The organism is Bacillus sp. URHA0034, assembly GCF_056280405.1.
This window is the reverse complement of record NZ_JBWCDK010000002.1, coordinates 4,610,133-4,635,696: the sequence shown is the minus strand read 5'-3', so window position 1 is coordinate 4,635,696 and position 25,564 is coordinate 4,610,133. Positions and strand designations below refer to the sequence as shown.

31 protein-coding genes and 1 other annotated feature are annotated in these 25,564 nt (G+C 39.0%); all 31 genes read right to left on the bottom strand.

What is annotated here, in order from left to right; genetic code table 11:
* Positions 1-155: 155 nt before the first annotated feature.
* Positions 156-524, bottom strand: a complete 369-nt coding sequence (gene cccA, locus ACZ9EE_RS24270; protein ID WP_476031200.1) for a cytochrome c550 — start codon at positions 522-524, stop codon at positions 156-158.
* A gap of 191 nt (positions 525-715) precedes the next feature.
* On the bottom strand, positions 716-1,855 hold the full coding sequence (locus ACZ9EE_RS24265; RefSeq protein WP_476031199.1) for an acyl-CoA dehydrogenase family protein: 1,140 nt from the start codon (positions 1,853-1,855) through the stop codon (positions 716-718).
* Positions 1,856-2,237: 382 nt separating this feature from the next.
* Positions 2,238-3,368: an RNA polymerase sigma factor RpoD gene (rpoD, locus tag ACZ9EE_RS24260; protein ID WP_215043673.1), complete on the bottom strand. Its 1,131-nt coding sequence runs from the start codon at positions 3,366-3,368 to the stop codon at positions 2,238-2,240.
* Positions 3,369-3,408: 40 nt separating this feature from the next.
* Positions 3,409-5,217, bottom strand: a complete 1,809-nt coding sequence (gene dnaG / locus ACZ9EE_RS24255) for a DNA primase (RefSeq protein ID WP_476031198.1) — start codon at positions 5,215-5,217, stop codon at positions 3,409-3,411.
* A gap of 628 nt (positions 5,218-5,845) precedes the next feature.
* Positions 5,846-6,655 (bottom strand): pyruvate, water dikinase regulatory protein, encoded by an 810-nt coding sequence (locus ACZ9EE_RS24250; RefSeq protein WP_476031197.1) that lies wholly within the window; start codon positions 6,653-6,655, stop codon positions 5,846-5,848.
* 26 nt (positions 6,656-6,681) lie between these two features.
* Positions 6,682-7,317, bottom strand: coding sequence for a transcriptional regulator CcpN (gene ccpN / locus ACZ9EE_RS24245; protein ID WP_476031196.1), 636 nt, complete (start codon positions 7,315-7,317; stop codon positions 6,682-6,684).
* Between the two features lie 118 nt (positions 7,318-7,435).
* The gene (locus ACZ9EE_RS24240) at positions 7,436-8,818 is read right to left on the bottom strand and encodes a glycine--tRNA ligase (RefSeq protein WP_476031195.1); all 1,383 of its coding nucleotides are present in this window, start codon (positions 8,816-8,818) and stop codon (positions 7,436-7,438) included.
* Positions 8,819-8,891: 73 nt separating this feature from the next.
* Positions 8,892-9,075, bottom strand: a binding site (T-box leader).
* A gap of 49 nt (positions 9,076-9,124) precedes the next feature.
* Positions 9,125-9,877: a DNA repair protein RecO gene (gene recO, locus ACZ9EE_RS24235; protein ID WP_476031194.1), complete on the bottom strand. Its 753-nt coding sequence runs from the start codon at positions 9,875-9,877 to the stop codon at positions 9,125-9,127.
* A 36-nt stretch (positions 9,878-9,913) separates the two neighbouring features.
* Positions 9,914-10,057 carry a YqzL family protein gene (locus ACZ9EE_RS24230; RefSeq protein ID WP_098529956.1) on the bottom strand — a complete coding sequence of 48 codons (144 nt, stop codon included), beginning with the start codon at positions 10,055-10,057 and terminating at the stop codon, positions 9,914-9,916.
* A 157-nt stretch (positions 10,058-10,214) separates the two neighbouring features.
* Positions 10,215-11,135 (bottom strand): GTPase Era, encoded by a 921-nt coding sequence (era, locus tag ACZ9EE_RS24225; protein ID WP_476031193.1) that lies wholly within the window; start codon positions 11,133-11,135, stop codon positions 10,215-10,217.
* The gene (locus ACZ9EE_RS24220; RefSeq protein WP_476033069.1) at positions 11,125-11,508 is read right to left on the bottom strand and encodes a cytidine deaminase; all 384 of its coding nucleotides are present in this window, start codon (positions 11,506-11,508) and stop codon (positions 11,125-11,127) included. The genes era and ACZ9EE_RS24220 overlap by 11 nt, the downstream gene beginning before the upstream one ends.
* A 237-nt stretch (positions 11,509-11,745) precedes the next feature.
* Positions 11,746-12,126: a diacylglycerol kinase family protein gene (locus ACZ9EE_RS24215; protein ID WP_476031192.1), complete on the bottom strand. Its 381-nt coding sequence runs from the start codon at positions 12,124-12,126 to the stop codon at positions 11,746-11,748.
* The gene (gene ybeY / locus ACZ9EE_RS24210; protein ID WP_476031191.1) at positions 12,110-12,580 is read right to left on the bottom strand and encodes an rRNA maturation RNase YbeY; all 471 of its coding nucleotides are present in this window, start codon (positions 12,578-12,580) and stop codon (positions 12,110-12,112) included. The genes ACZ9EE_RS24215 and ybeY overlap by 17 nt, the downstream gene beginning before the upstream one ends.
* Positions 12,577-14,754 (bottom strand): HD family phosphohydrolase, encoded by a 2,178-nt coding sequence (locus tag ACZ9EE_RS24205; RefSeq protein WP_476031190.1) that lies wholly within the window; start codon positions 14,752-14,754, stop codon positions 12,577-12,579. Before ACZ9EE_RS24205 ends, ybeY begins: the two co-directional genes overlap by 4 nt.
* Positions 14,755-14,939: 185 nt before the next feature.
* The gene (locus ACZ9EE_RS24200; RefSeq protein WP_476031189.1) at positions 14,940-15,908 is read right to left on the bottom strand and encodes a PhoH family protein; all 969 of its coding nucleotides are present in this window, start codon (positions 15,906-15,908) and stop codon (positions 14,940-14,942) included.
* On the bottom strand, positions 15,883-17,097 hold the full coding sequence (gene yqfD / locus ACZ9EE_RS24195) for a sporulation protein YqfD (RefSeq protein ID WP_476031188.1): 1,215 nt from the start codon (positions 17,095-17,097) through the stop codon (positions 15,883-15,885). The genes ACZ9EE_RS24200 and yqfD overlap by 26 nt, the downstream gene beginning before the upstream one ends.
* The gene (gene yqfC, locus ACZ9EE_RS24190) at positions 17,094-17,396 is read right to left on the bottom strand and encodes a sporulation protein YqfC (RefSeq protein WP_476031187.1); all 303 of its coding nucleotides are present in this window, start codon (positions 17,394-17,396) and stop codon (positions 17,094-17,096) included. The genes yqfD and yqfC overlap by 4 nt, the downstream gene beginning before the upstream one ends.
* 227 nt (positions 17,397-17,623) lie before the next feature.
* Complete coding sequence (gene gvpU, locus ACZ9EE_RS24185; protein ID WP_476031186.1) at positions 17,624-18,022, bottom strand: gas vesicle accessory protein GvpU; 399 nt, start codon at positions 18,020-18,022, stop codon at positions 17,624-17,626.
* A gap of 2 nt (positions 18,023-18,024) precedes the next feature.
* Positions 18,025-19,560, bottom strand: coding sequence for a GvpT/GvpP family gas vesicle accessory protein (gene gvpT / locus ACZ9EE_RS24180; protein ID WP_476031185.1), 1,536 nt, complete (start codon positions 19,558-19,560; stop codon positions 18,025-18,027).
* A gap of 66 nt (positions 19,561-19,626) precedes the next feature.
* Complete coding sequence (gene gvpT / locus ACZ9EE_RS24175; RefSeq protein ID WP_476031184.1) at positions 19,627-20,130, bottom strand: GvpT/GvpP family gas vesicle accessory protein; 504 nt, start codon at positions 20,128-20,130, stop codon at positions 19,627-19,629.
* A 16-nt stretch (positions 20,131-20,146) separates the two neighbouring features.
* Entirely contained in the window at positions 20,147-20,473 is a 327-nt protein-coding gene (locus tag ACZ9EE_RS24170; protein WP_476031183.1) for a gas vesicle protein, read from the bottom strand.
* A gap of 22 nt (positions 20,474-20,495) precedes the next feature.
* Complete coding sequence (locus tag ACZ9EE_RS24165; RefSeq protein ID WP_476033068.1) at positions 20,496-20,783, bottom strand: gas vesicle protein K; 288 nt, start codon at positions 20,781-20,783, stop codon at positions 20,496-20,498.
* Positions 20,746-21,018, bottom strand: coding sequence for a gas vesicle protein (locus ACZ9EE_RS24160; RefSeq protein WP_476031182.1), 273 nt, complete (start codon positions 21,016-21,018; stop codon positions 20,746-20,748). The genes ACZ9EE_RS24165 and ACZ9EE_RS24160 overlap by 38 nt, the downstream gene beginning before the upstream one ends.
* A gap of 14 nt (positions 21,019-21,032) precedes the next feature.
* Complete coding sequence (locus tag ACZ9EE_RS24155) at positions 21,033-21,839, bottom strand: GvpL/GvpF family gas vesicle protein (protein ID WP_476031181.1); 807 nt, start codon at positions 21,837-21,839, stop codon at positions 21,033-21,035.
* 10 nt (positions 21,840-21,849) lie between these two features.
* Positions 21,850-22,104: a gas vesicle protein GvpG gene (locus ACZ9EE_RS24150; RefSeq protein WP_476031180.1), complete on the bottom strand. Its 255-nt coding sequence runs from the start codon at positions 22,102-22,104 to the stop codon at positions 21,850-21,852.
* Complete coding sequence (locus tag ACZ9EE_RS24145; protein WP_476031179.1) at positions 22,104-22,868, bottom strand: GvpL/GvpF family gas vesicle protein; 765 nt, start codon at positions 22,866-22,868, stop codon at positions 22,104-22,106. The genes ACZ9EE_RS24150 and ACZ9EE_RS24145 overlap by 1 nt, the downstream gene beginning before the upstream one ends.
* 14 nt (positions 22,869-22,882) lie before the next feature.
* Positions 22,883-23,791, bottom strand: a complete 909-nt coding sequence (gene gvpN / locus ACZ9EE_RS24140; RefSeq protein ID WP_476031178.1) for a gas vesicle protein GvpN — start codon at positions 23,789-23,791, stop codon at positions 22,883-22,885.
* Positions 23,792-23,821: 30 nt separating this feature from the next.
* Complete coding sequence (gvpO, locus tag ACZ9EE_RS24135; protein ID WP_476031177.1) at positions 23,822-24,079, bottom strand: gas vesicle protein GvpO; 258 nt, start codon at positions 24,077-24,079, stop codon at positions 23,822-23,824.
* A gap of 66 nt (positions 24,080-24,145) precedes the next feature.
* Positions 24,146-24,409 (bottom strand): gas vesicle protein GvpJ, encoded by a 264-nt coding sequence (gene gvpJ, locus ACZ9EE_RS24130; RefSeq protein WP_476031176.1) that lies wholly within the window; start codon positions 24,407-24,409, stop codon positions 24,146-24,148.
* Between the two features lie 26 nt (positions 24,410-24,435).
* Positions 24,436-24,903 (bottom strand): gas vesicle protein GvpQ, encoded by a 468-nt coding sequence (gvpQ, locus tag ACZ9EE_RS24125; protein WP_476031175.1) that lies wholly within the window; start codon positions 24,901-24,903, stop codon positions 24,436-24,438.
* Between the two features lie 23 nt (positions 24,904-24,926).
* Entirely contained in the window at positions 24,927-25,526 is a 600-nt protein-coding gene (gvpT, locus tag ACZ9EE_RS24120) for a GvpT/GvpP family gas vesicle accessory protein (protein WP_476031174.1), read from the bottom strand.
* Positions 25,527-25,564: the final 38 nt, after the last annotated feature.

The following is a 25,564-nucleotide window of genomic DNA, read 5'->3' as shown; positions in this document are numbered from 1 at the left end:
CGCCTAGGGGCTCTTAGGTCTAAGCCAATCTGTTAAGAAGGTTAATAAACAATCTTCTCGCCAGCTCGTCTTATGCCTGTCGCCCAAGTCAAGACGCTTCCGCTTTTCATTAAGTATATAAAAAAGTCCTTTACTAAAGCAAAGGACTTTTTTTATTATTTGATTTTACTTACCCATTCTGCCATTGCTTCAGCTTGTTCTTGAGGAACAAGTCCAGATGGCATGTTGCCTTTACCTTTTGTAATGATGTGAACAATCTCTGCTTTAGAATACTTGCTGCCGACACCTTTTAAGGTTGGCCCTACTACCCCTTGATACTGATCCCCGTGACAGCCGATACAGGTTTGCTTATAAATATCTTCTGGCTTTGTTGCTGCAACCTCTGTTGTCTCGCTGCCGCTTCCTTTTCCATTCTCTTTGGCGACTTCTTTCATGTCTCCCAGGCCTTTGAAGGAAAGAATAAACACTAATACGATCCCAAAAACCATGACAAGAATGTAAGGAATAACCGGATTCCGTTTCATGATCTTACCTCCCTTATGTACGAACGCATCTTAAAAATAAATAGTCTACAAACAACTACTATTTTACTTGAAAAATAACAGAAGGAAAAGCCCTAAACTTATTTTATCACTATAATCTTTATAATATAGAAAAAGAGACTGAAGAAATTAACTAATTATTTCTACAGTCTCCCCACTTAACCATTCATTTATTAGCAGCCGATGAGGCGGGATATGACGATTCTTTGTACTTCCGAAGTGCCCTCTCCAATCTCTAGGAGCTTTGCGTCGCGCATCATTCTTTCTACCTGATACTCCTTCATATAACCATAACCACCATGAATTTGAACAGCCTGGTCTGTTACTTCCATACATATTTCGGATGCATATAACTTACACATCGCTGCTTCCTTGGAAAATGGCCTCCCTTGGTCCTTTAACCAGGCAGCTTTATAGACCATATTTCGTGCTAACTCAATTTTCATTGCCATGTCGGCTAGCTTAAATTGGATAGCCTGAAAGGAAGAAATGGACTTGCCAAATTGTTTTCTTTCTTTCGCATAGGCCAGCGCCCTCTCATAAGCACCTTGAGCAATCCCTACAGCCATTGCTCCAATCCCGATACGTCCACCATCCAATGTGATTAAAAACTGTCTAAAGCCCTCTCCACGCTTCCCCAGAAGATTATCAACAGGTACCTTTACATTATCTAATACGAGCTCCGTTGTATTGGAGGCGTTCAAGCCCATCTTTTCATAATTATCAATGATGGTAAAACCCGCTGCATCAGTAGGGACAAGGATGGCACTAATCTCCTTTTGACCATCCTTGCCGCCAGTGACTGCAGTTAAAGCTAAATGACGTGCATAACTTGCATTTGTAATAAAACACTTATTTCCATTTATAATAAATTCACCATTTTCCTCTTTGGCAGAAGTTCTTGTACCTCCTGCATCAGAGCCGGCATTTGGTTCCGTTAGACCAAATGCCCCCAATGATTCTCCTCTGCAAATCGGAGTTAGATATTTACGCTTTTGCTCCTCGGTTCCAAACAAATTGATTGGTGCGCCGCCTAAAGAAATATGTGCAGAGTATGTTATCCCAGTCGAGCCGCATCCCCTGCTTAACTCTTCGACTACCAAAGCAAAACTGATGGTATCTGCTCCACCGCCACCATATTTTTCTGGAAAAGGAAGCCCCATCATCCCGAGATTACTCAGCTTTTTAAATATCTCTACTGGGAACTGCTTTGTTCGATCACGCTCAGTAGCCCCTGGTGCCACTTCTTCATCTACAAATTGTTTAATCATATGTTTAATCATTTGTTGTTCAGATGTTAAGTCAAAATTCATTTCCATACCCCCTAAAACAACATTGTATACGCTTTCTTTCTTATTATATAAGGAATTCTAATTAATTCATAACATTTTAAAATTTTAAAATATATTATATTATTGAAATATACAAATGCGATTTTGTCTACCCGGGGATGGAATGAATAGGATTACCGCTTAGCCGCTGTTTACAATGCTAAAAAAAAGATTTTTTCTTTTGTAAAAAAGTAAAACACCATATAAAGTCCAGGAGAATTTGAAAAGCCTATTTGCAAAATGAGAGACAATTCAGTAAAATAACAATACAGAAAGTGCTTACATTAGTTAACCGCTTTTATATTTTGGACAAAAAAATAGTCTACCTCTGTTAAGAAGTAAACTATAATCAGCAAATATTGAGTTATTCTAAGAAATCTTTTAATCGTTTACTGCGGCTTGGATGACGTAACTTCCGCAGTGCCTTTGCTTCAATTTGACGAATACGTTCACGAGTGACTCCGAATACCTTACCAACTTCTTCAAGGGTTCGGGTCCGGCCATCGTCCAATCCAAAACGCAGTCTGAGAACATTCTCTTCTCGATCAGTTAACGTATCAAGAACATCTTCTAATTGCTCTTTTAATAATTCATAGGCAGCATGCTCTGAAGGTGACGTTGCGTCCTGGTCTTCAATAAAATCACCTAAGTGTGAATCATCCTCTTCACCAATTGGAGTTTCGAGTGAAACAGGTTCTTGCGCAATTTTTAGGATTTCTCGAACCTTATCAGGGGTTAAATCCATATCTTCACCGATTTCTTCCGGTGTCGGTTCACGACCAAGATCCTGCAGGAGCTGACGTTGAACGCGAATAAGCTTATTAATGGTTTCAACCATATGGACGGGAATCCGTATCGTTCTTGCTTGGTCAGCAATGGCACGGGTGATGGCTTGACGAATCCACCAGGTAGCATAGGTGCTAAATTTAAAGCCTTTTCGATAATCAAATTTTTCAACAGCTTTAATGAGGCCCATATTCCCTTCCTGAATTAAGTCAAGAAATAACATGCCCCGGCCAACATAACGCTTTGCAATACTTACAACAAGCCGTAAATTGGCTTCGGCAAGACGACGCTTAGCCTCTTCGTCCCCTTCTTCGATCCGGTTAGCAAGCTTAATTTCTTCTTCCCCGGAAAGTAAGTCAACACGGCCAATCTCTTTCAAATACATGCGGACAGGGTCATTAATCTTAACTCCTGGAGGTACACTTAGATCATTTAAATCGAATTCTTCATCATCTTCTTTTGCCAATTTTTTAACGTCTGGATCTTCTCCATCACTTTCGCCTACTAATTCAATTCCTTGCTCAGTTAAGGACTCGTAAAATTCATCCATATGTTCGGAATCTACATCAAAGTTCGCCATTTTCTCAGCAATATCATCATAGGCAAGGACACCGATTTTTTTACCCAGTTCAGTTAACTGGTCTTTTACTTGTTCAAGGGTTAATTCATTTTCAACCTCTTTTGAACGGGCTGATTTTTCAGCAGCCATATGTCCCCCTCCTTCCAAAATCAAAACAATAAATTAGAATTTATAACAATTTACGCAAGTTCTTAATTTCAGTGGCAATCGCTGCGGCCTTAATAAAGTCCTTTTCTCGTTCAGCTTCTTTTAAATCCACTTCTTTTTCTTTTATCTTTAACAATTTTTGATAATTCAACACCTGTTTGATATAATCAGTTAATTCTTGATTTGTCAGCTCATCATTTATGGACATCATTTCAATGTCTGCAACCATCCTTCTAAGTTTGTCATCTTGAATATAGGTTAAAAATGAGCTGGTGTCAGGTTCTGTGTGATCTTCAAAAAATCCTAACAGATAGGTTATTATTGCCTGATGTTCATCCGTATTAAACGTCTGTCCTGCAAGTAATTCCTGAACTTTATATGCCACATTTTTATCCTTTAGCATATGGGCAATTAAACGCCTCTCGGCTGTAAAATATGCTGGTTTTAGTTCTTCTGCAGGTTTGATCACGATCAAAGGCTTATGAGCTGGTTCTTTCAAGCCATTTGATTTTCTCTTTTCAGCAAAATAAATTTGCTGTTGTTGCTGCTTTAATGCCTCTAACGAGAGAGAAAATTCAGCTGCCAGCTGTCTTAAGTAATGATCCCTTTCAACAGCCTTATCGAGTTTACTGATCTCTTTAATTATCTGTTCGATGTATGCGAGCTGATCTCCTTCATGTTGAAGATTTTTTCCACGGCGAAAGTAAAGAAATTTAAAGGCCATCCAGGTTAAACTTGCGCCAATTACTTCATTACGGAACTTATCGGTACCATTCTTTTGAATATATTCATCAGGATCCAGACCATCTGCCATCATAGCGACCTTTAATTGGAAGCCAGCTTCTTGAAGATGATTCCCTGCCCGATATGCAGCCTCGATACCAGCTTTATCGGAATCATAGCAAATCGTTATCGTTTGAACATTTTGTCTTAACAGAGTGATATGTTCTTCTGTTAATGCTGTTCCCATTGTGGCAATCCCATTCTCCACACCAGCCCGGTCTGCAGCAATGACATCAGCAAATCCCTCAAATAAAACAGCATATTGCGATTTTTTTATACTTGGTTTTGCCAAGTGATAATTATATAAAATTTTACTTTTATTAAAGATTGCTGTTTCGGGACTATTTAAATATTTAGGCTCATCAGCCCCAAGTGATCTCCCAGAAAAAGCAATCGTATTACCATGACGGTCAAATATAGGAAACATAATCCGGTCCCTGAAACGATCGAAGAACGTTCCATCCCGCTCTCGTTTGATAATTAAACCAGCTTTCTCCATCCATTCAGGTGAAAAATCCCTTTTAGTCAGGAATTTATATACGAAGTCCCATGAATTTAATGAATACCCGATTTGAAACTTATCAATCGATTCCTGGGTAAAACCTCTGTTTAGTAAATACTCCAGGGCATGTTGACCCTCTTTTGTATTTACCAAGAGATGGTGGTAAAATTTCCTTAACAGCTCATGAGCATCGATCATCGCTTGAAGCTCTTTAGAAAGTTTTTTGCCACCCAATGCTTGCGGCAAGTTAATACCTATTTCAACATTAACCTTCGCCGCTAGTTTAATGGCCGCCTCTTGGAATGATATTCCTTCGAGTTCCATTAAAAAAGAAAATACATTTCCTCCCGCTCCACAACCAAAACAATGAAAGATTTGTTTGTCAGGTGATACTGAAAATGATGGGGTGCTCTCTCCATGGAATGGACATAATCCGAAGTAATTTCGCCCCTGTTTTTTCAGTTGAACATAATCGCTGATTACCTCGACTATGTCAACAGCCTGACGAATTTGGTCAATCTTTTCTTCGGCAATAAGTTCCGCCATGAAAACAACTCCATTTGTACTACAGGTATTCGGCAGGCATTAGTTAAATTCCTGCAAATTTCGACATTTTTTTTGTTAATTCCATCACAAATCTTGCTCGATCCTCAGATTAATAAGGTCTTGGTCCTTTTCTGTGCTCTCCTCCGTGACAACAATATCTCCCTTACCCGGATTGTTTACTAGGTACCGGTCTGTTTTTCCATACCTGAGTCAATGTAATTCCAGATTGCACATATGTAATGTTTTTTCTTTCACATGATGATCGCAGGTAGCAACAAAACAAATGTCAACGGAAAATATGCTGTGATTTCGACAATTTCCTCTTTAACCGGGCAAGAGTCTGAATCGACAAAATAGCCGATTTGCCTTTTCCATAAGTATAAATTCTACATCACTCCGCATATTCCTTCTTAAAGAAATAACTTTTATAAAAAGGATTTATGTCGAATTTTTTTAGGTGGGCTGCCTTGACATCTAACAATAAATAGTTTATTCGTTCCAATGCAACTCTAAACCTAAAAAGATATATTTTTATCACAATTTTTTATTATAGTATATTCGTTATCATTTTACCATAACTTTTTTTCGTTTTTTTTGTTAAAAAAACACATAATCAATTGATTATGCGTTAAAATCTTCCCTTTTGAATATAATTTAAGATAACATTTGCTGTTTCTTCAACTGCTTTATTGGTCACATCGATCACTGGGCACTTAATTTTCTTGACTATCTCCTCAAAGAAGGTTAATTCCTCTTTAATTCGTTCAATATTAGCATAGCTGGCTTGATCGTTTAATCCTAAAGAAAGCAACCGTTCTCTTCTGATATTATTTAACTTTTCCGGACTGATTTTCAGGCCAAAGCATTTTTCAATCGGAACCTTATATAGTTCTACTGGCGGATCTACTTCCGGAACCAGCGGCACATTGGCCACCTTTAACCGTTTATGTGCCAAATACTGTGATAATGGTGTTTTGGAAGTCCTAGATACCCCTATTAAAACGATATCCGCCTTTAAGAGCCCTCTTGGGTCTCGTCCATCATCATATTTTACTGCAAATTCAATCGCTTCTACCTTTTTAAAATAATCCTCATCCAGTTTCCTTACCAAGCCAGGCTCACAAAGGGGCGTTTTCCCGCTGAAAATTTGAATTTGATCAATGATAGGCCCAATTAAATCTACTGCTTGGATACCGTCCTCATCGGCTCTCTCCTTCAAATATGTACGCATATCAGGTTTAACCAGGGTATAAGCAATCATCCCCTTATCATGGGAAACCAGCGATAAAACTTCTTCGATATGTTCTTTATCCTCCACATAAGGAAATCTCTTTAATGTCATACCAGACCCATTGAACTGGCTAATTGCTGCTTTCGTAACTAATTCAGCTGTCTCCCCAACCGAATCAGAGACCACATAAATGATCGGCGTACTCATTCTCCCTCATCAGCTCCATTTCCTTTTTATCTTTCCTCATCACCTAATGCTAAAAAGGCTTTCGTAATGTTTGTTTTTGTGACTCTGCCAATAACCTCATAGCCTTTATCAGATTTTTTAACGACAGGTAAGGCATCGATTTGTTTTTCAATTAACTTCTTAGCCACATCAATTAATAAATCTTCCCGCTCGCATGTGGTTATGTTTGGCATTCTGGTCATGATGATATTAACAGGAATACTTGTAAGCTCTTGTTTGCCAATACTGGCCCTCAATAAGTCCTTCCTTGATAATACCCCGACCAGATTCGAGAATTGATCGACTACAAATAAAGTACCCACATCTTCAAGGAACATTGTACAGATCGCATCATAAACCGAAACACTTTCACTTACGACCACTGGGATAGATTGATAATCCGAGACATAAATTTTCTGCAGGTTTTCAGTCAAGAGCTGTGCTCCAGACTTGCCTGTATAAAAATAGCCAACCCTCGGCCTTGCATCTAAAAAACCTGCCATTGTTAGGATTGCCAAGTCTGGCCGTAAGGTAGCACGAGTTAAACTCAATTGGTCCGCAATTTGTTCACCTGTGATTGGGCCATTTTCTTTTACAATTTGTAATATATGCTCCTGGCGCTTAGTCAGTTCGATTGTCCTCACCACCTAAAAAAATACAATCCTATTCGATACGATTTAGAAATATTATATACTACTTAGTCGCTATTTTAAATAATAATGGTTATAGATAAAAGGTGCGGATGTGTCCGCACCTTTTCCCCTAAAATACCATCTTTTCTTGTAAAAAGCTTACTAATTCCGAGATAGGGAGACGGGTTTGTTCCATTGTATCCCGGTCGCGCACTGTAACCATGTTGTCTTCTTTTGAGTCAAAATCATAAGTGATGCAGAATGGTGTTCCTATTTCGTCATGGCGGCGATAACGTTTACCGATCGATCCTGCTTCATCATAATCAACTGTAAAGTGTTTTGATAAATCAGCAAATACCTCTCTTGCCTCTTCAGACAGTTTTTTCGATAACGGCAGTACTGCAGCTTTATATGGTGCTAATGCAGGGTGGAAATGCATCACCGTTCTGGAAGTGCCGTCTTCAAGCTGTTCTTCATCATAGGCATCAATTAAGAAAGCTAGGGTAACCCTGTCAGCACCAAGTGATGGTTCAATACAATAGGGTACATACTTTTCATTTGTTTCCGGATCCAAATAGTGAAAATCTTCGCCAGAAAATTCCATGTGCTGTTTTAAATCATAATCTGTTCTGGAAGCCACGCCCCACAATTCGCCCCAGCCAAACGGAAACTTAAATTCAAAATCGGTTGTCGCATTACTATAATGGGAAAGCTCATCTTCAGAATGATCACGAAGTCTGATATTTTCCTTTGTAAGACCTAGAGATAATAACCAGCTTTCAGCAAATTGCTTCCAATAATTAAACCAGTTTAGCTCCTCACCTGGTTTGCAGAAAAATTCAAGCTCCATTTGTTCAAATTCTCTTGTACGGAATGTAAAGTTACCAGGGGTAATTTCATTCCGGAAGCTTTTACCGATTTGCGCAATACCAAACGGCAATTTCTTTCGCATTGTCCGCTGGACATTTTTAAAGTTCACAAAAATACCTTGAGCTGTTTCTGGACGAAGAAAAATTTCATTTGTACTTGTTTCCGTTACACCCTGGAACGTTTTAAACATTAAATTGAACTGGCGAATACCGGTAAAATCATGGCTGCCACAGTCAGGACAAGCAATGTTATGTTCTTTTATTAATTCTTCCATCTTTTCGAATGGAAGCCCGTCTACAACCATTTCCATTCCTTTTTCCTCAAGAGCATTTTCAATTAACTTATCAGCACGATGACGGGCCTTACAGTTTTTACAGTCAATCATAGGATCATTAAAATTACCAATATGACCTGAAGCTTCCCAAGTTCTTGGGTTCATTAAAATACTTGCATCTAAGCCTACATTATAGGGAGACTCTTGAACAAATTTTTTCCACCAAGCTTGTTTAATATTATTTTTAAATTCAACACCCAATGGACCGTAATCCCAAGTGTTAGCTAAACCACCATAAATCTCTGAGCCAGGAAAGATAAACCCTCTGTGCTTCGCATGTGAAACGATTTGTTCCATTGTTACATTCATTGTTTTTTCGCTCCTTTTTATAAATGGAGAGTGGGAGACATAAAAAAACTCCCGTCCCTATGCTTTTGACAAGCATAGGGACGAGAGTTACCCGCGGTTCCACCCTATTTGCTGCTTTAAATGCAGCCTCCTTAAATTGTGTTTCTCAACACGATTGCTCAGGAACGCCTTCATTAGTGCCCTATACCCTAGCTCACACCGCCCTAGGTTCGCTTTTATAGAGTTGGCTAATTACTACTTTCCGTCAAAGCAATTATTTTATTAAAGAAATAGTAACGAAAACTTCTAACATTGTCAACAAGGCATTTATAACAGATTGCGAAAATGATCCATCGAATTAAGAAACTTTTTAGATTTCAGGTGGAGACCTGAATATTCATCATAATAGGCTGTAATAATTTTTTTCAATTCAGCCTTGGTTTCATCTTTGACTGATATATTTCCTAAGCGGGAAAGATCAAAATAATAAAATAGCCGTAATAATTTAACAGTTGCTGGTAATAATGGAAAATGGTAAGGATCTTTTTCCTTACAGCGATGACAGATAAAACCGCCTTCCCGAATAGAAAATGAAAAATGACCATCTGTACTGCCACAGACAGAACATTTATCTAAAACCGGGTAGAGTCCCATTACATTTAACATCTTCATCTCGTAAATATTCATAAGAATATCAGGATCAGAGCCTTCATTCAGATAATTAAGTGTCTGATAAAGCAATTCAAAATGAAACGGGTTTGGTTTTTTATCTTCAGTACATCGATCTGTTAATTCAACAATGTAACTGGCATAGGCTGTTAAAAAAATATCCTCTCCAATTGAGCGCAAGGAAGTGATGATTTCTCCCTGCTGCAAGCTCCCTAAGCCCGAACCAGTTTGCAGGAGAAAATATCCATGTGTAAAAAGCTGGGAAATAGAGGAAAGGCGGCTATTTGGCTTTTTGGCTCCTCGTGCCATTACGCCAATCTTACCACCCTCCCTAGTATATAGCGTTACTATTTTATTTGTTTCACCATAATCTGTGGTTCTAATGACAATGCCCTCATATTTCTGAAGCATTTTTTGTCACCTTCTATCCTACGTGCGAAAACAAACTTATGAAACGGGAAAATCAATTTGTGCTAGATCTTCATTCTGATTTCCGGGTATTTCTTGGTTTTCCTTCTCAAGTTCTTTGAAGAGAAGATATGTGTCAATATTACCTGTTTGGAGGAATACTTTCCACGTAAAATCCATCATCGAAAACCCCACCTTTCATTATTTAGACTAGCCTAATGTTAAATCCCAAACCTTATAATTATCATAGCCTGCCTTTGCCAAAATATAAGACGAAATAATTGTTAATGTTGTCCATGCATAATCTTGTTTAAGAGTTAATATTTTAATTAGGGTTTAGTTAATATTCATCTTCATTGAAGCCATAATCACGGAGTTGGGACATTTTATTACGCCAATCTTTTTGTACCTTAACCCAAAGCTCCAAAAATACTTTCGAGCCAAGGAGATTCTCAATATCAACTCGGGCACGTTTACCAATTTCTTTAAGCATGCTCCCTTGTTTCCCAATAATAATACCCTTTTGTGAATCTCTTTCTACAATAACCGTAGCCATGACATGAATAATATCCTTATTTGGCTGCCGTTCCATTTTATCCAGCACAACCGCTAAAGAGTGGGGAATTTCCTCCCTCGTTAAATGAAGCGCTTTTTCCCTGATTAACTCGGTAATAATGAACCTTTCAGGATGATCGGTAACTTGGTCAGCTGGATAATATTGCGGCCCTTCAGGTAGATATCCTTTAATTTGTTCCAATAAACGTTCAACATTGTTTCCTTCTAAAGCTGAGATTGGAACAACCTCTTTAAAATTATATTTTTCTTTATAGGAATCAATAATCAGCAGCAATTCGTCAGGATGGATTTGGTCAATTTTATTAATTACGAGAAAGATAGGAGTATTTACGGTTTGGAACTTTTCTAAAATAAATTCTTCCCCGCGTCCAAATCCTTCTTCGGCATTTACCATAAATAGAATTAAATCAACTTCTTTGAGCGTATTTTGTGCTACCTTCATCATAAAGTCGCCTAATTTGTGTTTTGGTTTATGGATACCTGGTGTATCTATAAAAATCATTTGGGCATCAGAAAGGGATAACACCCCTTGAATTTTGTTTCTTGTTGTTTGCGGCTTATCACTCATTATCGCGATTTTTTGGCCAATTACCCGATTAAGAAAGGTTGATTTCCCTACATTTGGTCGTCCAATGATTGAAATAAACCCTGATTTGTATCCGTTTTCATTCTCTTTATTTTGCATGTAAATCCTCCGGAGAAAAGGCACCAGGGAGTAACTCCGCTACTGTCAATTCTTTTACATCACCTTTAAGGTTGGTTAAAATTACTTTCATGTCACTTGGACATAGCTCAGATATTACCTGCCTGCATGCACCACATGGGGAACAAGGGCGATCAGTATCAGCAACAACGGCCATCATTTGGTAATCTCGATCACCCTCTGAATAAGCCTTAAAAAGAGCTGTGCGCTCTGCACAATTACACATACTATAAGCGGCATTTTCAATATTGCAGCCATGATATACTTTTCCATCAGTTGTTAACAGCGCTGCCCCCACTCCAAACTTGGAGTATGGAACATAGGCTTTATCTCTTGCCTTCTTTGCTTCTTCCATTAATTGTTCAATATTCACCAAAACGTCTTCCCTTCCAGCAGGTATCTGCTGTTTCTTTATTTTACCTCAAATATTAGAGAAAATCATTACTTGTAGCGAAAAAGTAATAAAAAATTTTCAAAAGTTAGAATTTTCTCATAACGTAACTTGTCTTTTAAAACAAATTATTTTAGTTATTTTACCGAAATGATCATTACTTTTCAAATCGGTTAAAATCAAGATTATTTTTATTTTTTTCTAGAACTGTTTTAATACATAGGGTAAATAGATCATGATACCCACAATCGCCGCCAATACCGCATAAACGAACACAGCTCCTGCAGCGATATCTTTCGCTTGTTTTGCAAGCGGATGATATTCTGCCGTCACAAGGTCTACTACCCGCTCAATTGCTGTATTCATTAATTCCAGGGCAAACATCCCTCCAATAGTGAAGAGAACGAGGAGCCACTCTATTTTTGATATGGAAAAATAAAATGATAACCCTAAAACGATTAACGAGCTTATCAAATGGAACCGCATGTTTCTTTCATTTTGAATGGCTGTGAGAATTCCTGAAATCGCAAAGGAAAAGGAACTCAATGAGATGAAACGTTTCCTTTTATCGTGTGAGTCCATAATCGTTCAAAATTTCCTTTTGCAATGTAAACATTTCTTTTTCATCTTCTTCTGTCATGTGGTCGAAGCCTAAAAGGTGGAGGAAACCATGAACAGCTAAAAATCCTAGCTCCCGCTCAAAAGAATGGCCATATTCTTCAGCTTGCTCTTTTGTTCTTGGGACCGAAATAATAATATCACCTAAAATGCGCGGCATATCGATTCCAGATAATTCTATCTCACCCTCGCCAAGCTCTTCCATCGCAAAGGAAATAACATCTGTCGGAGCATCTTTATCACGGTATTCACGGTTAATTTCATGAATCCGCTCATTCGAAACATAGATTATAGATACCTCACTATGCTCTTCAATTTGCTGCTTTAAAGCTGCAAATTTAATTAATCTTTCTATATCAAGCATTTGCTGCTCTGTCAATTCATTGGTTTCGTCAACACTGTCAATAAGTAATGTCATGCTTGTTTCACCTGCTTTGTATTGGTTAATTCCGGATACTCAATCCTTGAGTGAAAGATTCCCTTTAATGTCTCACATAATGTGTGGGAGACCGTTTCAATTTCTTTCATCGTAATATCACATTCGTTTAACTGCCCATCTTCAAGCCGTTCAGCTATTATTTTTTTTACAAACGAGTCGATTAATTCCGGGGTAGGCTGTGATAAAGATCTCACAGCTGCTTCTAGACTGTCAGCTATACCAACAATCGCAGATTCCTTCGTTTGGGCTTTTGGGCCAGGATAACGGAATTCCTCTTCTTTCATGTCTGGTTCCCCCTGAAGGGCTTTATGGTAAAAGAATTTTAGCAATGTGGTTCCATGATGCTGCTCCGCAATATCGATAATTTCTTTTGGCATGTGGTATTTCCTTAATATTGCCGCTCCATCTAAAACATGAGAAATAATAATAGTTGCGCTTTTGTCAGGTGGCAGCCTATCATGGGGATTCTCATGATTTATTTGGTTTTCGATAAAGAAGTTAGGCCTTTTGGTTTTCCCGATATCATGGTAATAACTCCCGACCCTTGCCAAAAGCCCATTAGCTCCAATCGCTTCACATGCTGACTCTGCTAAATTGGCGACCATCACACTATGATGATAGGTTCCGGGTGCCTCCATTAGTATTTTTCTAAGGAGTGGGTGATTCGGGTTAGACAATTCAATTAGCCTGATTGTTGAAAGTATTCCAAAGCTTGCTTCAAAGAAAGGTAATAAACCAACAGTCAACACAGCGGAGCTGACACCGGAAACTAGTGCTGTAATTAGATAATAGCCGTACTCAATCCCGGAATACTGTCCATTTGGGAGGAGCATTAACGCAGCAATAGTTAATATATTGATTAGTGTTGCGAACATACCTGCTTGGAATATTTTTGAACGGCGATTATGGCTGTTTAAAAACAGAATAGCTGCAATACTGCTAAAAAGGAAGTAAATTCCTACTGAAAAATTAAGTGTTCCGGTAATTCCTTCATTAAAAAGGATACTCCCGCAGACAGCTAAAAGAATAGACATAAAGATGGCCAGCTTTTCATCAATTAATAGTTTAATCAACATTCCGCTCATTGCAGCTGGAAAGATATAACCGATCCCCTCGAAACTAAAAACCTGAAGCATACTAATGATTTTCATAATAAAAATCGAGAGAATGAAAATAATCCCATACAATAATAAGTTGGTTTGCCGCCTTTCAGGGACCGATTTCATTTGATGAAAATAGTAATAAATAGCTGAAAGGATAATCGAAATCAACACTACCAAGCCAATAAATGGCTTATATGAACGATCATTGTTTATCAGACCTACCAATTTTAATCGTCGATAGATATCCTGATTAATTAATTCTCCTTCTTCAGCAATGATTTGTCCTTGAAGGATTTTTACTGGTTCCACATTTTCGGCTGCCTGTTGTCTAAGTTCCTCCGTTGCGTTTGAGTCATAGAACTCATTTTGGATAACAGCATATCTCCCTAATTCAATAGCCGCTAATTTTAATTCATCATTTAAGGTGCTGTATTTTAATTCTTCTTCTACCCTTTTCTTAGCATTTTCCACCTCATCAGCAGAAATTCTTTTGGTCATTACATTATTGATTGCCGTAACCGTTAAATCTTTTGCGATCGCTAGTTCATCATTATTGGCATGAATTAAGGCTGCAAAAACTTGATTAGAAAGCTCTTTCGAAACACTCGATGTTAATTTTGCTTTTAGTTGTGACTCTTTTTCAGAATCACTGGGTTCCTCTTTGGTGGTTGATTGATCAGAACCTGCTTCCTCCTGTTTTTTTGTTGCTTCCTCAATTTCATTATTAACCTCGTTTGCTGCTTGAAAAATAGAAGAAATTAAATCCACCCGGTTTTGCGTATACTCATTTTTCAAAGCGTATACTGGCTGTACCTGATTAATAGCCTCTTTGCGTTTGATTTCGGTACTTTCCTTATCTTCTACTGTTGCGGGAGAACGAATTGTATTTTCTGCAACTGAGAACAAGCTTAACTCAAGTTTTTCCGGTTTCACATGGTTATAAAGCGCCCCGACTAAAACGATTCCAAGTACGATAAAAAATAAAATGCGAAAAATAGTAAAATCAAGTAATTTTCGTATCCGTATGAAGTTCTGCTGTAGTTTATCCAACTAAATCCCCCCACCCACGGCCAATCAATCATTGGAATAGTTAAAAAGACTAACAAAAATACTACTAGAAATTGCGCTTTATGTAAAATCATATCAGTTTTTCAGGAAAGTTTCACCCTTAAAAGAAAAATTTGTTTAAATATGGAAAAAGGATAAACCAATAAGGTTTATCCCTTCCGCTTACTTTAGTGCTGATTTCCCTTTTTTTCGTATGCTTCAATGATCCTGCCGACAAGTGGATGCCGAACAACATCACTTTGTTCTAAAAAGATAAACGAAATCCCTTTTACATTTAGCAAAATCTCTTCTGCTACAATTAAGCCGGATTTGGCACCTTTAGGTAAATCAACTTGTGTTTGGTCACCGGTAATCACCATTTTTGATCCAAAACCCAATCTAGTCAAGAACATTTTCATTTGTGCATGGGTCGTATTTTGTGCCTCATCTAAGATAACGAACGCATCATCTAATGTACGGCCCCGCATATAGGCAAGAGGAGCAATTTCGATTGTACCACGTTCAATAAGCCTTTGAGTATGTTCCGCCCCTAGAACATCGTTTAACGCATCGTACAAAGGTCTTAAATAGGGATCAACCTTTTCTTTTAAATCACCTGGCAGGAAACCGAGGCTTTCACCAGCTTCTACTGCAGGTCTTGTTAAAATAATCCTATTTACTTGACCTGATTTAAGAGCATTCACGGCCATGACCACTGCAAGATATGTTTTTCCAGTCCCGGCTGGCCCAATTCCAAAAACCAGGTCATTTTTCTTTATCGCTGTCACATAGTGTCTTTGTCCTAGTGTCTTAATTCTAATCGTTTTTCCTTTAACATTTTTGCCGATTTCTTCTTCATATAAATTCACAAAATAATCCAAAGTACCTTTCTGAGCCATTTGGATCGCGTAAAGAACATCTCGCTGACCTATATTTATACCTTTTCGGATTACAAAAATTAATCTGTCGATTATCTCGCCCGCCAAAATGACCTTATCTTCATCACCAGATAAACTGACAGATTCTCCTCTTGTAATAATTGATACATTTAGTTCTTCTTCAATTGTTTTTAGGTTTTGATCAGAATTCCCTAGCAGCGTAATAGCTTCTGCAGGATTTTCTAACTGTACATTAATTGTTGTTAATTTCTCTGTCATCAGGAGTCTCCTTGGAAATCGGTTGTCCGACTGCAATGTTTTCAATTATCTTAAAATGGATATCTAGTATAACTTTACCATTTTCCATTGCTTTGTGTAAAATTTTTTCATCTTTAATTATAGCATCCTCATCTAGACTGCTTTTTATTTGTTTTTTTGCAAGTTCTAATGCCATTTTTTCGGCCTCGCTTTTGGAATAGCTTCGTTCGTACACTTCTCGCTCTCGGATCGTCTTATTGACATAAGAAATAGGCAATTCCCAATTTAAAAAACGAATTTTATGGACATTCTTTTCTGTCACATACCGCTTAAACTCAGGTTTTCCAAAACCCCAGACGGGTACTTCTAATTTCCCTAATAATAGGGAATGTTTTTGCTCTTCCTTCCCATTATAGACGTTAAATTTGGTAACGAGCGGAAGCTCGACATGGCTTTTATACCAGGTTTCTCCCCAAACTTCACCTTTAGCGGCAGTTATTTCGGGCTGATCTTCTTGTCCATATGCACCCGAAACGAGTAACTGACCTTTTTCAACATGATCATGAATATCAACAACCTTTTGCCCGCTTTCCACAAACATTTTTACAATGATGGCTTTCTTTTTTGCAATAAGATTTTGTGGTGAGGATTGTTCAGGTTTTTTTGGTTCATTTTTCTCTACTACTTGCAGATGGTAGGTTGTCCCCTTTAATTCCACACCAACCCATGTTAAGGCGCCAATATTATTGGTTAATTGTCTTTGAATCCCCTCAACGTTGGCAACAGAAAATTGAACTTTTCCAATTTTAACACCCATCTTGTCCAATTCTTTACGAATTTGATACTCAGTTGCTGGCTTTGCCCCCTTTATTTCAATTCCCCAAATCATATTAGATAGGAGCAAAATAATAAATAAAAAGGCGGCGGCTCCTAACATAAAGCCGCTGTTTTTCAATAACCTTTTAAGTAAAAATGGTGCACCGCTTCGCTGTAAAAAGGTTATTTTGCATTCACTTTTTCTTGCATACCTTCTAATCTTAAGCGCATCTTGAACCCGCATCTTGAATGTAATGGTCTCGGTGCCATGCCGTTTGACATGCCAAATATGTAAACCGTTTCTTGTTAAAACATTTAAAAAACGTTCAAGCCCTTTGCCGGATACTCTTACGGTAACTCTGCCATAGAGAAATTCAATCCACTGGTTCTTCATTTTTTGCCTCCCGCATCTTCATTTATATAAACGACTTGATCTATCTTTCCTTGCAATAATATTTCTTCAGGCAGGATGGTCTTTATGACAAATCCTTTACCCTTTATTAGCAATTGGCCCTGTTTTAACAACAAACGGAGTTCTTTATCAGTAAAAGACAGCAGGCCGCGGTGATTTTCCACATATATATGGATTTGTCCAATCATTGTAATTCGAGGCAGATCCATCATGACATCTTGAGGAAGATCCATTTTATTAGCCATCCAATTTCGAACAAGCTGGCCCCATTTTTTTGCCATAAAAAAGAACCCCCTTTCATCTCATATTTATGAAACGAAAGGGGGTTCTAGCACCTTTTTTATAATAAAACCATGCCAACCCAGCCGGCATTTATAGGCTACATAAAACAGACCGCGGGATTTCCCCGCAACGGCTATGTCAGAACAACTCCTAAGGTGTTGAAAGTACAATTTTGTTTACACCTGGTAATTGATTGTTGCATATTTGTAATCCACACTATTTATCACTATTTATCACTATTTTCATATATCTTCCCTAGAAAGAATCCATTTACTTCAGTGAGTTTACCTCTCCAGAGTATGTCACCCTTTGAAGGTGTCGGCTTGCTGTCTCCACAGTATACCTTGGTTTCTTTCATATGGATGAAGTTCGCTTCAGAGTCGACGTCAGATTGGGTTGATTTTCCGGCTTTGCTAAGCTGTTCGCTTAACATTTTCGCGATATCATCACCATCTTTGAATATTTCACTCAGTGTATCAAAATATTCCTGCGCTGATATGATAGTTCCGGTAATAACTGACCCATTTACATTTAAGGTAATATCTAAAGAAAAATCATGTTTATTCGCTGCTTGTACAAAAAACTCAAGAATGTTGTCTTTTGTTGTGCCAGAACTAATACTCATTATTAGCTCTCCTTTCTCAATCCATTTAGGAGAAGATAGGTATCCTCATCCTCGTTGAGAACTGTGTAACTATCCTTGTCCACTTCGGCTGCCTTAGTGGATTTTGATTCTTTGTTACCAGAGTTACCTTTATTGTTTTTGCTGGATTTAGGGTTATTCTTCTTACTATTTTTTTGGTTTTTATCCGTTTTACTCTCTTCTTGTTTTTTATCGTTTAGTTTTTTTTTATCTTCATATTCGCTTTGTTCTTGGCTTACTTCTTCGTCATCAGACCTATCGTCGTCTTCAGCATCAAGATCTTCGCTGTCCTCATGATCTTGTTCGTGAGAGTCTTCTCCACTGGAACCTTTTTGTTGTAAATCCCTTCTGAGTTCTTCTTCATTTCCTTCATTTGAGGACTCTTCGTTTTTACCTTTACCTTCTTTATCTTGGTTTCCGTGTCCTTGTGCTTGTGAGTTTTCCTCTGTTTCTTTCGAATTTCCTTTATTCTTATCAGGGTTTTGGGTGTCACCCTGTTTTACTTCAAGCATTTTAGCCAACAACTCTTCAATTTTGCCTAAGCGACCCTGTAATTGTTGATTTTCTTTTTTTATAGCTTCATAATCTTTATTTTTTGGTGCCTCTTCTTGACTTGACTCGCCTTGGCCTTTTACTTTGGTTTGTCCATCACCTTCACTGTTTACTAGACCTTCGGATTGAAGTTGTTCCTCTTCTCCCTTGGGTTGTGAATTTTCATCATCCCCTTTGCCCTCGGATTTAGAGTGGGTTCCTTCACTATCCTGACCACCGGATTGAACCCCCGTCTCCTGTCTTTTCAAAGGCCCCTGCAAATGAGATTCAGATTCCTTTCCGCTCTCCTGGCTATCTGACTGATTTTGAGATCCTTGATTACTCGTTAATTGTCCAGATTCCTCACTATCCTTCTGGCCCTTTGTTTCAGATTGGCCCTTGCTGCTGCCCACCTGATCTTGTTGTGTACCTTCCTGCTTTGTGCTCATTTCATGTGATAAGGAAGACCCTTTTCCAGATTCGCTGTTTTTCTCCTCTTTCATTTGGTTTTGGCTCTGGCCATTTCCATCCATTAGTTTCATCAGCATTTCTTCTAATCTATCAAGTCTGCCATCAAGACTACGGCTTTCTTGATTGGATTTCTGTTCACTATTATTCGAAGACTTATTTTCAGCCCCCGCTGACATTTCATTGCCGGTGGTTTCCTCGATTGAATCCCCATCTTGTTTGCCAAACAGTTTTGAAGCTGAATTTTTAATGTTGCCAACGGCATTCTTTGATTTTTCCATCACTGCCTGTCCAATCCCGGAGCCGGAGCTTTTTAATTTATCCACAGAAATCGTTTCCCTAATTTTTTTGCCGTTCTCAGGAGTTGCCAAATACCCAACAGCCGCACCAATCATACCGCCAGCGATTGAACGTTTAAGAGTGCCGCTGTTTGAGCTGTTTGTGCTTTGTGCTTCCTCTGCTTGACTTTTCGTGTTATTTGTTTCCTCTGTTTGGTTTTCCATTGTTTTAGTTTCTGCCATTTTAAAAACCCTCCAATTTTAGTTTGATAGATATAAAGAAAAAACTCTTACAAACCTGAGCGTTACCTATGCTGATTTCTGGCCTTCTTTTTGTTCAATCAGTTTCGAAAGCATTTCTTCTAAGCGATCCAGCCTTTCATTGACTTTTTCATTTCCTTGCTTTGGAGACGATTTCTTTAATTGTTTCACACCTTTCTTAACACCAGACTCAATACATGTTTCATTTCCAGCCGTTTCATCCTGTTCCTGGGAGTATCCTTCTATTGAAACATCATCTTTTTTATGGAATAGCTTGCCGATGGAATCGACTGCTTTCTTTGATTTTTCCTTTACGGCCTGTCCGATGTCAGGTCCAGTGCTTTTTAATTTATCTGTTGGTATCATCTCCATCAGTTTTTTTCCATTCTCAGGAGTCGCCAAATATCCGACTGTTGCTCCAATCAAGCCGCCTGTTAATGAACGTTTAATCGGACTGCCGTTTGTTCCTATCTCGTTTTTGTTTTCATCTGTTTGGTTTTGTTGGTTATTGGTTTCCTCGATTTGGTTTTCGGGGTTTTTGGTTTGTTCCATAATAAAATCCTCCTTATTAATAATTGAAATCTGGTGAATTTAAGCGGTTCTTGGAAATGCTTTTTTCAAGAGATTCAAGCCGTTCCAGAAGCCTCTTATTCTCTTCCTCAAGCACTTTGTTTGTGTGTTCAGAGGCTTTAGAGGTTAAATATGGGTCGGTTTCCCACCAGTCCATGCCAATTTCCTTTGCCTTATCAACAGAAGCTACAATAAGGCGAATTTTAATAGTGAGCAGTTCGATATCGGCAATCCCTACTGTAATATCACCAGCAATGACAACACCTTTGTCCAGGATTTTTTCAAGTACATCTACAATAGTACTTGATTGCATGGAATGTTCCATTTAAAATTCCTCCTTTCCTGGTTTACAGTAAGCTTCCTAAAGGACCCAAATCGATGTTCAAATCTTTATCATCAAGGCCAAAAATTTCTTTCAATTCTTCCATTTTTTCTTCAAGCTTCATTAAAGCGACACCCAGGTTTTCAACCTGCTCATCTGTCAGCGTCCCGCCTTCAACTCTTCTAATGGCATGACGTTCGACGATTTGCCGCAGCAGCTCAATGACAGTTAACACTAACTGTGCCAATCCATGTTCTGCATTATCATGATCCAGATTAATCTTTCCATTTGGTGTTTGGCTGGCCGGTTGCATCAATCAATGCCTCCCTCTGTGTATCAAATTCTTCTGACGATACAGTTTTCCGATTTTGAGTCTGAACCAAGGATTCAACCGAAGCAATCAGGAGCCGCAAATCCAGATAAACGAGATCAACCCCGGCAATGGAAATCACTAAATCTGCTTTTATCGCTACACCTTTATCAAGAATGACATCCAAAATATCAATTAACGCGATATCCTTATTTTCAATCGATTCCGTTACTGACATATGCTTGTCCTCACTTATGAAACGCTGGAAAAATGGTAAGCCGGCCATGGCCCCGTTGCCACAAACAGCCATCCTTCTTCCTGCATAAGATTTTGATATTGTCGAATTTTTTCCCTAAATGGCTCCACTTGCGATTTAGTAACAAGATAGACACCGTTCCATGCCATCTGCTCCTGCCTGCCTGTCACTTGGCTGCTCCAAGTTCTTTTCACATTCGCTTTTAGCGCCAACTTAGCTAAATCCGAGTGGATTTGCTCACTTACCTTGTTTTTCTCTTCCTCAAGCTGCGAATCGACCAATTTATCAAGCTTTTTCTTTTCGAAAAATTGCCGTCCTTTTGGCAGCTGGCTGATTTCTGCCCGTTTGGCTTTTATGACCGGGTTACTTTCACTTACTTGTTTTTTTAGGGGTTCATCATCACAGTAAATCTTCAAATTCCATTCTTCATTTCCAGAAATCATGTCAAACGTCTCCAACATTTTGGGCTCATTCGCCTTAACTGTCGTCTCCAAACTGGCTTTATTTTTATAAACAGTACAAAACTTCAATGGGACCAAAGTGAACATCGTTGATAGATGCATTACTGTTTCATGATGATGAAAGGCCTTTTCCTGCAGCCATTCCATATCACTGTTGATCAGGTCTTGAATATTTTCTTCCGAGTATTGTCCGGGATTCAGGTTACAAACAATTGCGGTAATTTCTTCTATCTGAATCCTGTATAAATTACTGGTTCCATCAAAGCCTTTTAAAGATGGTAACGACTTCTTATCTGCTTCGGCGCTTGGAATTAATCCATATAAATAAATTAGACCGTCCATCTGCTTTTCCTCACTTCTTCTTTGTCATCTGTTCCCATTGTTCCATTTCCATTCGTTTAGCCACTTCATATCTTATTAACAACTCTTCTTCCTTTGCTTTATAGGCATGTTCAGGAATATCACCAAGCTCAAACATCATTTGAAGTTGAATTAGCTTTTGTTGAATGGTGGGAAGGTGGTACAATTCTTTATCAGCCTCTTCTTTCACCTTTTCCGCGATTTTGATCACGAGGTTAATCGGTGCAGAAACTAACTTGTGAAGCATCAGGCATCGACTGTTAATCTGATATTCACGAAGTTATATGCGGGCCACGGACCGCTATAGCTGAATTCAACTTTATCATCCCATTTGTCATGTACTTCATTTACTTTTTCATCAAACAAGGCTTCTTTATCCCGATCTACCAGGAAGGAGGCATTTAACAGCATTTTTTCACTGGTCGGGTCATTGGTTTTGGCTGCAACCGCCAGTTCCTTTAAAGGCTCGAACACTTTCTGTGCTGCATCCTTCCTTAGCGAGGTGACAATTTTCTGGGCAGCCCCACCTAATTGAACACGTTCATAGTAGCTCGCAGATTCTGATTTGCCCTGGACCGCTTTTGCCAATTTTTCAATCTGTGCATTTCCGTTCACTTCTGATTCGAGCCATTCTTTTTTTCCAATTACTTTCAATCCAAGTTCTACCTTCCCTTTGATTTCAGGGAATAGTGTTTCAAATTGTGGATACAGGTTTTCGAGCAGCACACCTACATCTTCTTGCGAATGAAATACATTTCCGAAGCTGACCGGGATGACCGTGTCATTCCGTTTCATTACTTGTGAAACCGCATTTTGGTGCATCAATAAATTCTCTTTGTTAGGGTGATAGATTTTCATCGGCACCTCGGCTGCGACCATTGCGGAGTCTTTATAGCGAATCGTGAAAAGTTCTCTTGTTTCACCTTCGATTTCAATTTTTCCGAGGTTCTCATCCGACTCTGTTTGTATTCCGCAAAAGATATAAATTCCCATTTGTTCTTCTTGGCTCATGGTAAAACTCTCCTTTACTCCATGTTCTGGCAAGCTTTAATAATCAATTGTTCAGCTTCTTTAATAGGATCTTCCCCTTCAGTACAGCGGCTGATCTGATGCCCCAATATATCGAGGCAGAGACGCTGAAAAGCAGGGTCTGACCCCTCGATTGGAATTTGCTGCTGGACAGCCAATTGGGCGATCATTAACGATGCCCGGAGACTCGGTCCGCTGTCACCTTTACATACCTTGCGCAGTTCGGCTACGAGGGAGGTAATCGCTGCAGCTTGGCGCTTATCAATTTCGGCCTTGTCCAAGACAATCGCCGCCTCTCGGTCACTGTCTTTATGGTCAACAAAGATGGTGATCAACCGATCTAGTAAGGCATCCTGGGTTTGATAAACACCGGCATATTCCTCAGGGTTGCTGGTGAAAATCACAGCAAATTCAGGATGAACCCGGACAAATGGTTCTGTCATTTTTGTCCCGTATAAAGGAAGAATTCCTTCTTCCAATATTGATAAAAAGATATTGTTGGTGGTGGGTTTAGAGCGGGTGAATTCATCATAAACGAGCGTGTAGCCATTTTTGACTGCTTCTAGCAGCCGACCGTCCCTCCAGGTCTCCGTGACACTTTCGTCCCGTTTATAAACAGAACGGACATAATTATCGACCACTTTTTTACTCGTGTATCCGGTAAAATCACCAATTAAATCTTTATTATTTAACTCGTGATTACCGTGGATGAGCATGGCCGGTTTCTTTCTTCTTTTTGCAAGCTCCAAGGCCAGTGAGGTTTTCCCTGCGCCTGAAGGGCCTGTGAAATGAATAGGATAGCCGGCTTTTAGGTATTGTAATGATCGGGAAAGTAAGTCTTCTGTTTTCTCATCCTCAACCATTGTTTTAGACTTCCTGTTGATCTTACTCTTTAAGACCGTCACACTGGTTTCCTCCTGCTCCCACGTCACTTCTTATCCAATCGAACTCCTATAACGGATATCCATTCGTTTATAGGAGGTGACTTCTTTTTCTTCGTTTAAAAATACTTCATACACACCAATCATTTCGTCTTTGGCATACTTTTTCATATATTCCTTTTCCTCAATTACTTCGATGATAAGCTTCCAGCCCTTGTTTTCACCTTCTTCTACAGAGGTAATTTTATGTACTGGAGCAACGAATTCATTGAAGAAATCGGTCACATTGGCAATAATTGTTTTAATTTCCATGCTGGCCTCCCGCTTTTAAGGCTGCAGGCCAGGGATGTGAAACCCCGGCCCTGTACCTTCGTTCATCTAGATACTAAAGCGTGCGCTGTTTCTTTCATTAGATTGGGATGGAAGTCCATTTTCTTCCACCGCATCTGTAAGCAATCCGACCGCTTCTGCATAACGCAGCCAGGTATCCACACTGGCGATAACGACCCTTGCTTCGACTGTTAAAATTTCAATCCCAACAACTGAGACTCGAACGAAGGCATCGATCACAATCCCTTTGTCCAAAATGCGGTCAATAACCTCCGCCAGGCTGGAACTATCTGTTGTTTTTTGAACTGCCATGTTACATTCTCCTTTCATCATGCCATTTAAGAACTTATCTTCTTCATGTCATTTGAGGATTTGATTTTTTCATAGCTTTTGATTTTAGTCGCACCTTTAATGTCCTTGGAGGTTCTGATATTGCTAACACGCTTAATATCATTGGCGCCTTTTATTTTTTGTTTATTATCATGTTTATGTGATGACGAAACCTTCTCTTGAAGTTCCCGACCGGCTTCCACTACTTCGCTAAGCTTATTTCTGGCTGTCAACAATACCTTCTGTGTCTTTTCCTTTGCCCCGGTAGCTTTATCTTGAAATTTGTCAGTAAACTCTTCCTGGCCATTATGGAGCTTATCGGTAAACTCATCTGCTTTATCATGAATATGCTCCGCTAGTTTTTCTTTGGCTTTGTCGAAAACCCAATCCTTTGCCTTTTCCTTTATAGGCTCTGGCGAGTGTTCAATCGCCATCTTGGCAATTTCACCAACAGCCTTTTTTATTGGTTTGTTCATTAGGTTGGGCCGCCCCTCCTTTCCTACTTCGTACTAACCAGGTCGTTAAGCATTTTTTCAATACGGTCAAGACGCTCATTCACATTTTTGTTGTCTTCCTTGATCTTTTCGTATTCTTCCGATTGGTGCTGTTGGGCTTGGTCTGTTCCACTTGAACTATCGTTCTGGCTGTTCAGCTTTTTGGTTGTGAACAGACCAGAATCCAGCTTGCTGATTGCTCCCTCGGCTAAGGATCGGATACTGTTTTGCGCCTCACCAGCGAGGAGTTCCTGTGCGGTCTTTTTAAATTCTTCACCTGCCACTTTGACAAACTCAGATTCTCCTAAGTTTTTAAACACCTTCTTGCTGGCTTTAGGGTTCATAAAGAGACCAATCCCGGCGCCCAGTACCCCGCCCACTAATGCCATATTTATTGAATAATTGGTGCTGTCGCTCTTCTGTTCTGATTGCCGGCTGCCCTTTGACTGTTGATCTCCTTCAGAACGTTGGTCTTGCTGAGATTGCTGAGATTGCTGATTTTGCGTTGTTTGCTGATTGTATTCATTGTGTCTGTTTTCTTCATTACTCTGACTTACCTGCGAATCTTTTACATTCGTGTTTTCAGTGGTTTCATCGGTTGTCATTCAAATTACCTCTTTCCTTTATTTTTTTGGCTCTGTTA

Bases quoted from the DNA above. Each gene is read 5' to 3' on its own strand.
- gvpT (WP_476031174.1), bottom strand. From the start codon at position 25,526: ATGACAACCGATGAAACCACTGAAAACACGAATGTAAAAGATTCGCAG.
- gvpU (WP_476031186.1), bottom strand. From the start codon at position 18,022: ATGAGTATTAGTTCTGGCACAACAAAAGACAACATTCTTGAGTTTTTT.
- dnaG (WP_476031198.1), bottom strand. From the start codon at position 5,217: ATGGCGGAACTTATTGCCGAAGAAAAGATTGACCAAATTCGTCAGGCT.
- rpoD (WP_215043673.1), bottom strand. From the start codon at position 3,368: ATGGCTGCTGAAAAATCAGCCCGTTCAAAAGAGGTTGAAAATGAATTA.
- gvpJ (WP_476031176.1), bottom strand. From the start codon at position 24,409: ATGGCAGTTCAAAAAACAACAGATAGTTCCAGCCTGGCGGAGGTTATT.
- yqfC (WP_476031187.1), bottom strand. From the start codon at position 17,396: ATGGCAAAAAAATGGGGCCAGCTTGTTCGAAATTGGATGGCTAATAAA.
- ACZ9EE_RS24160 (WP_476031182.1), bottom strand. From the start codon at position 21,018: ATGTCAGTAACGGAATCGATTGAAAATAAGGATATCGCGTTAATTGAT.
- ACZ9EE_RS24150 (WP_476031180.1), bottom strand. From the start codon at position 22,104: ATGCTTCACAAGTTAGTTTCTGCACCGATTAACCTCGTGATCAAAATC.
- ACZ9EE_RS24200 (WP_476031189.1), bottom strand. From the start codon at position 15,908: ATGACAGAGAAATTAACAACAATTAATGTACAGTTAGAAAATCCTGCA.
- recO (WP_476031194.1), bottom strand. From the start codon at position 9,877: ATGCTTCAGAAATATGAGGGCATTGTCATTAGAACCACAGATTATGGT.
- yqfD (WP_476031188.1), bottom strand. From the start codon at position 17,097: ATGAAGAACCAGTGGATTGAATTTCTCTATGGCAGAGTTACCGTAAGA.
- ACZ9EE_RS24220 (WP_476033069.1), bottom strand. From the start codon at position 11,508: ATGGAAGAAGCAAAGAAGGCAAGAGATAAAGCCTATGTTCCATACTCC.
- ACZ9EE_RS24230 (WP_098529956.1), bottom strand. From the start codon at position 10,057: ATGATGGATTTTACGTGGAAAGTATTCCTCCAAACAGGTAATATTGAC.
- era (WP_476031193.1), bottom strand. From the start codon at position 11,135: ATGCAAAATAAAGAGAATGAAAACGGATACAAATCAGGGTTTATTTCA.
- gvpO (WP_476031177.1), bottom strand. From the start codon at position 24,079: ATGGAAATTAAAACAATTATTGCCAATGTGACCGATTTCTTCAATGAA.
- ACZ9EE_RS24155 (WP_476031181.1), bottom strand. From the start codon at position 21,839: ATGGACGGTCTAATTTATTTATATGGATTAATTCCAAGCGCCGAAGCA.
- ACZ9EE_RS24240 (WP_476031195.1), bottom strand. From the start codon at position 8,818: ATGAATGTAACAATGGAACAAATCGTTTCACATGCGAAGCACAGAGGG.
- ybeY (WP_476031191.1), bottom strand. From the start codon at position 12,580: ATGACATTACTTATTGACAGTGTTGACGAAACCAATGAATTGACAGAG.
- gvpT (WP_476031184.1), bottom strand. From the start codon at position 20,130: ATGGAACAAACCAAAAACCCCGAAAACCAAATCGAGGAAACCAATAAC.
- ACZ9EE_RS24145 (WP_476031179.1), bottom strand. From the start codon at position 22,868: ATGAGCCAAGAAGAACAAATGGGAATTTATATCTTTTGCGGAATACAA.
- ACZ9EE_RS24170 (WP_476031183.1), bottom strand. From the start codon at position 20,473: ATGGAACATTCCATGCAATCAAGTACTATTGTAGATGTACTTGAAAAA.
- ACZ9EE_RS24265 (WP_476031199.1), bottom strand. From the start codon at position 1,855: ATGAATTTTGACTTAACATCTGAACAACAAATGATTAAACATATGATT.
- gvpQ (WP_476031175.1), bottom strand. From the start codon at position 24,903: ATGAACAAACCAATAAAAAAGGCTGTTGGTGAAATTGCCAAGATGGCG.
- cccA (WP_476031200.1), bottom strand. From the start codon at position 524: ATGAAACGGAATCCGGTTATTCCTTACATTCTTGTCATGGTTTTTGGG.
- ACZ9EE_RS24215 (WP_476031192.1), bottom strand. From the start codon at position 12,126: ATGGACTCACACGATAAAAGGAAACGTTTCATCTCATTGAGTTCCTTT.
- ACZ9EE_RS24250 (WP_476031197.1), bottom strand. From the start codon at position 6,655: ATGAGTACGCCGATCATTTATGTGGTCTCTGATTCGGTTGGGGAGACA.
- ACZ9EE_RS24165 (WP_476033068.1), bottom strand. From the start codon at position 20,783: ATGCAACCGGCCAGCCAAACACCAAATGGAAAGATTAATCTGGATCAT.
- gvpT (WP_476031185.1), bottom strand. From the start codon at position 19,560: ATGGCAGAAACTAAAACAATGGAAAACCAAACAGAGGAAACAAATAAC.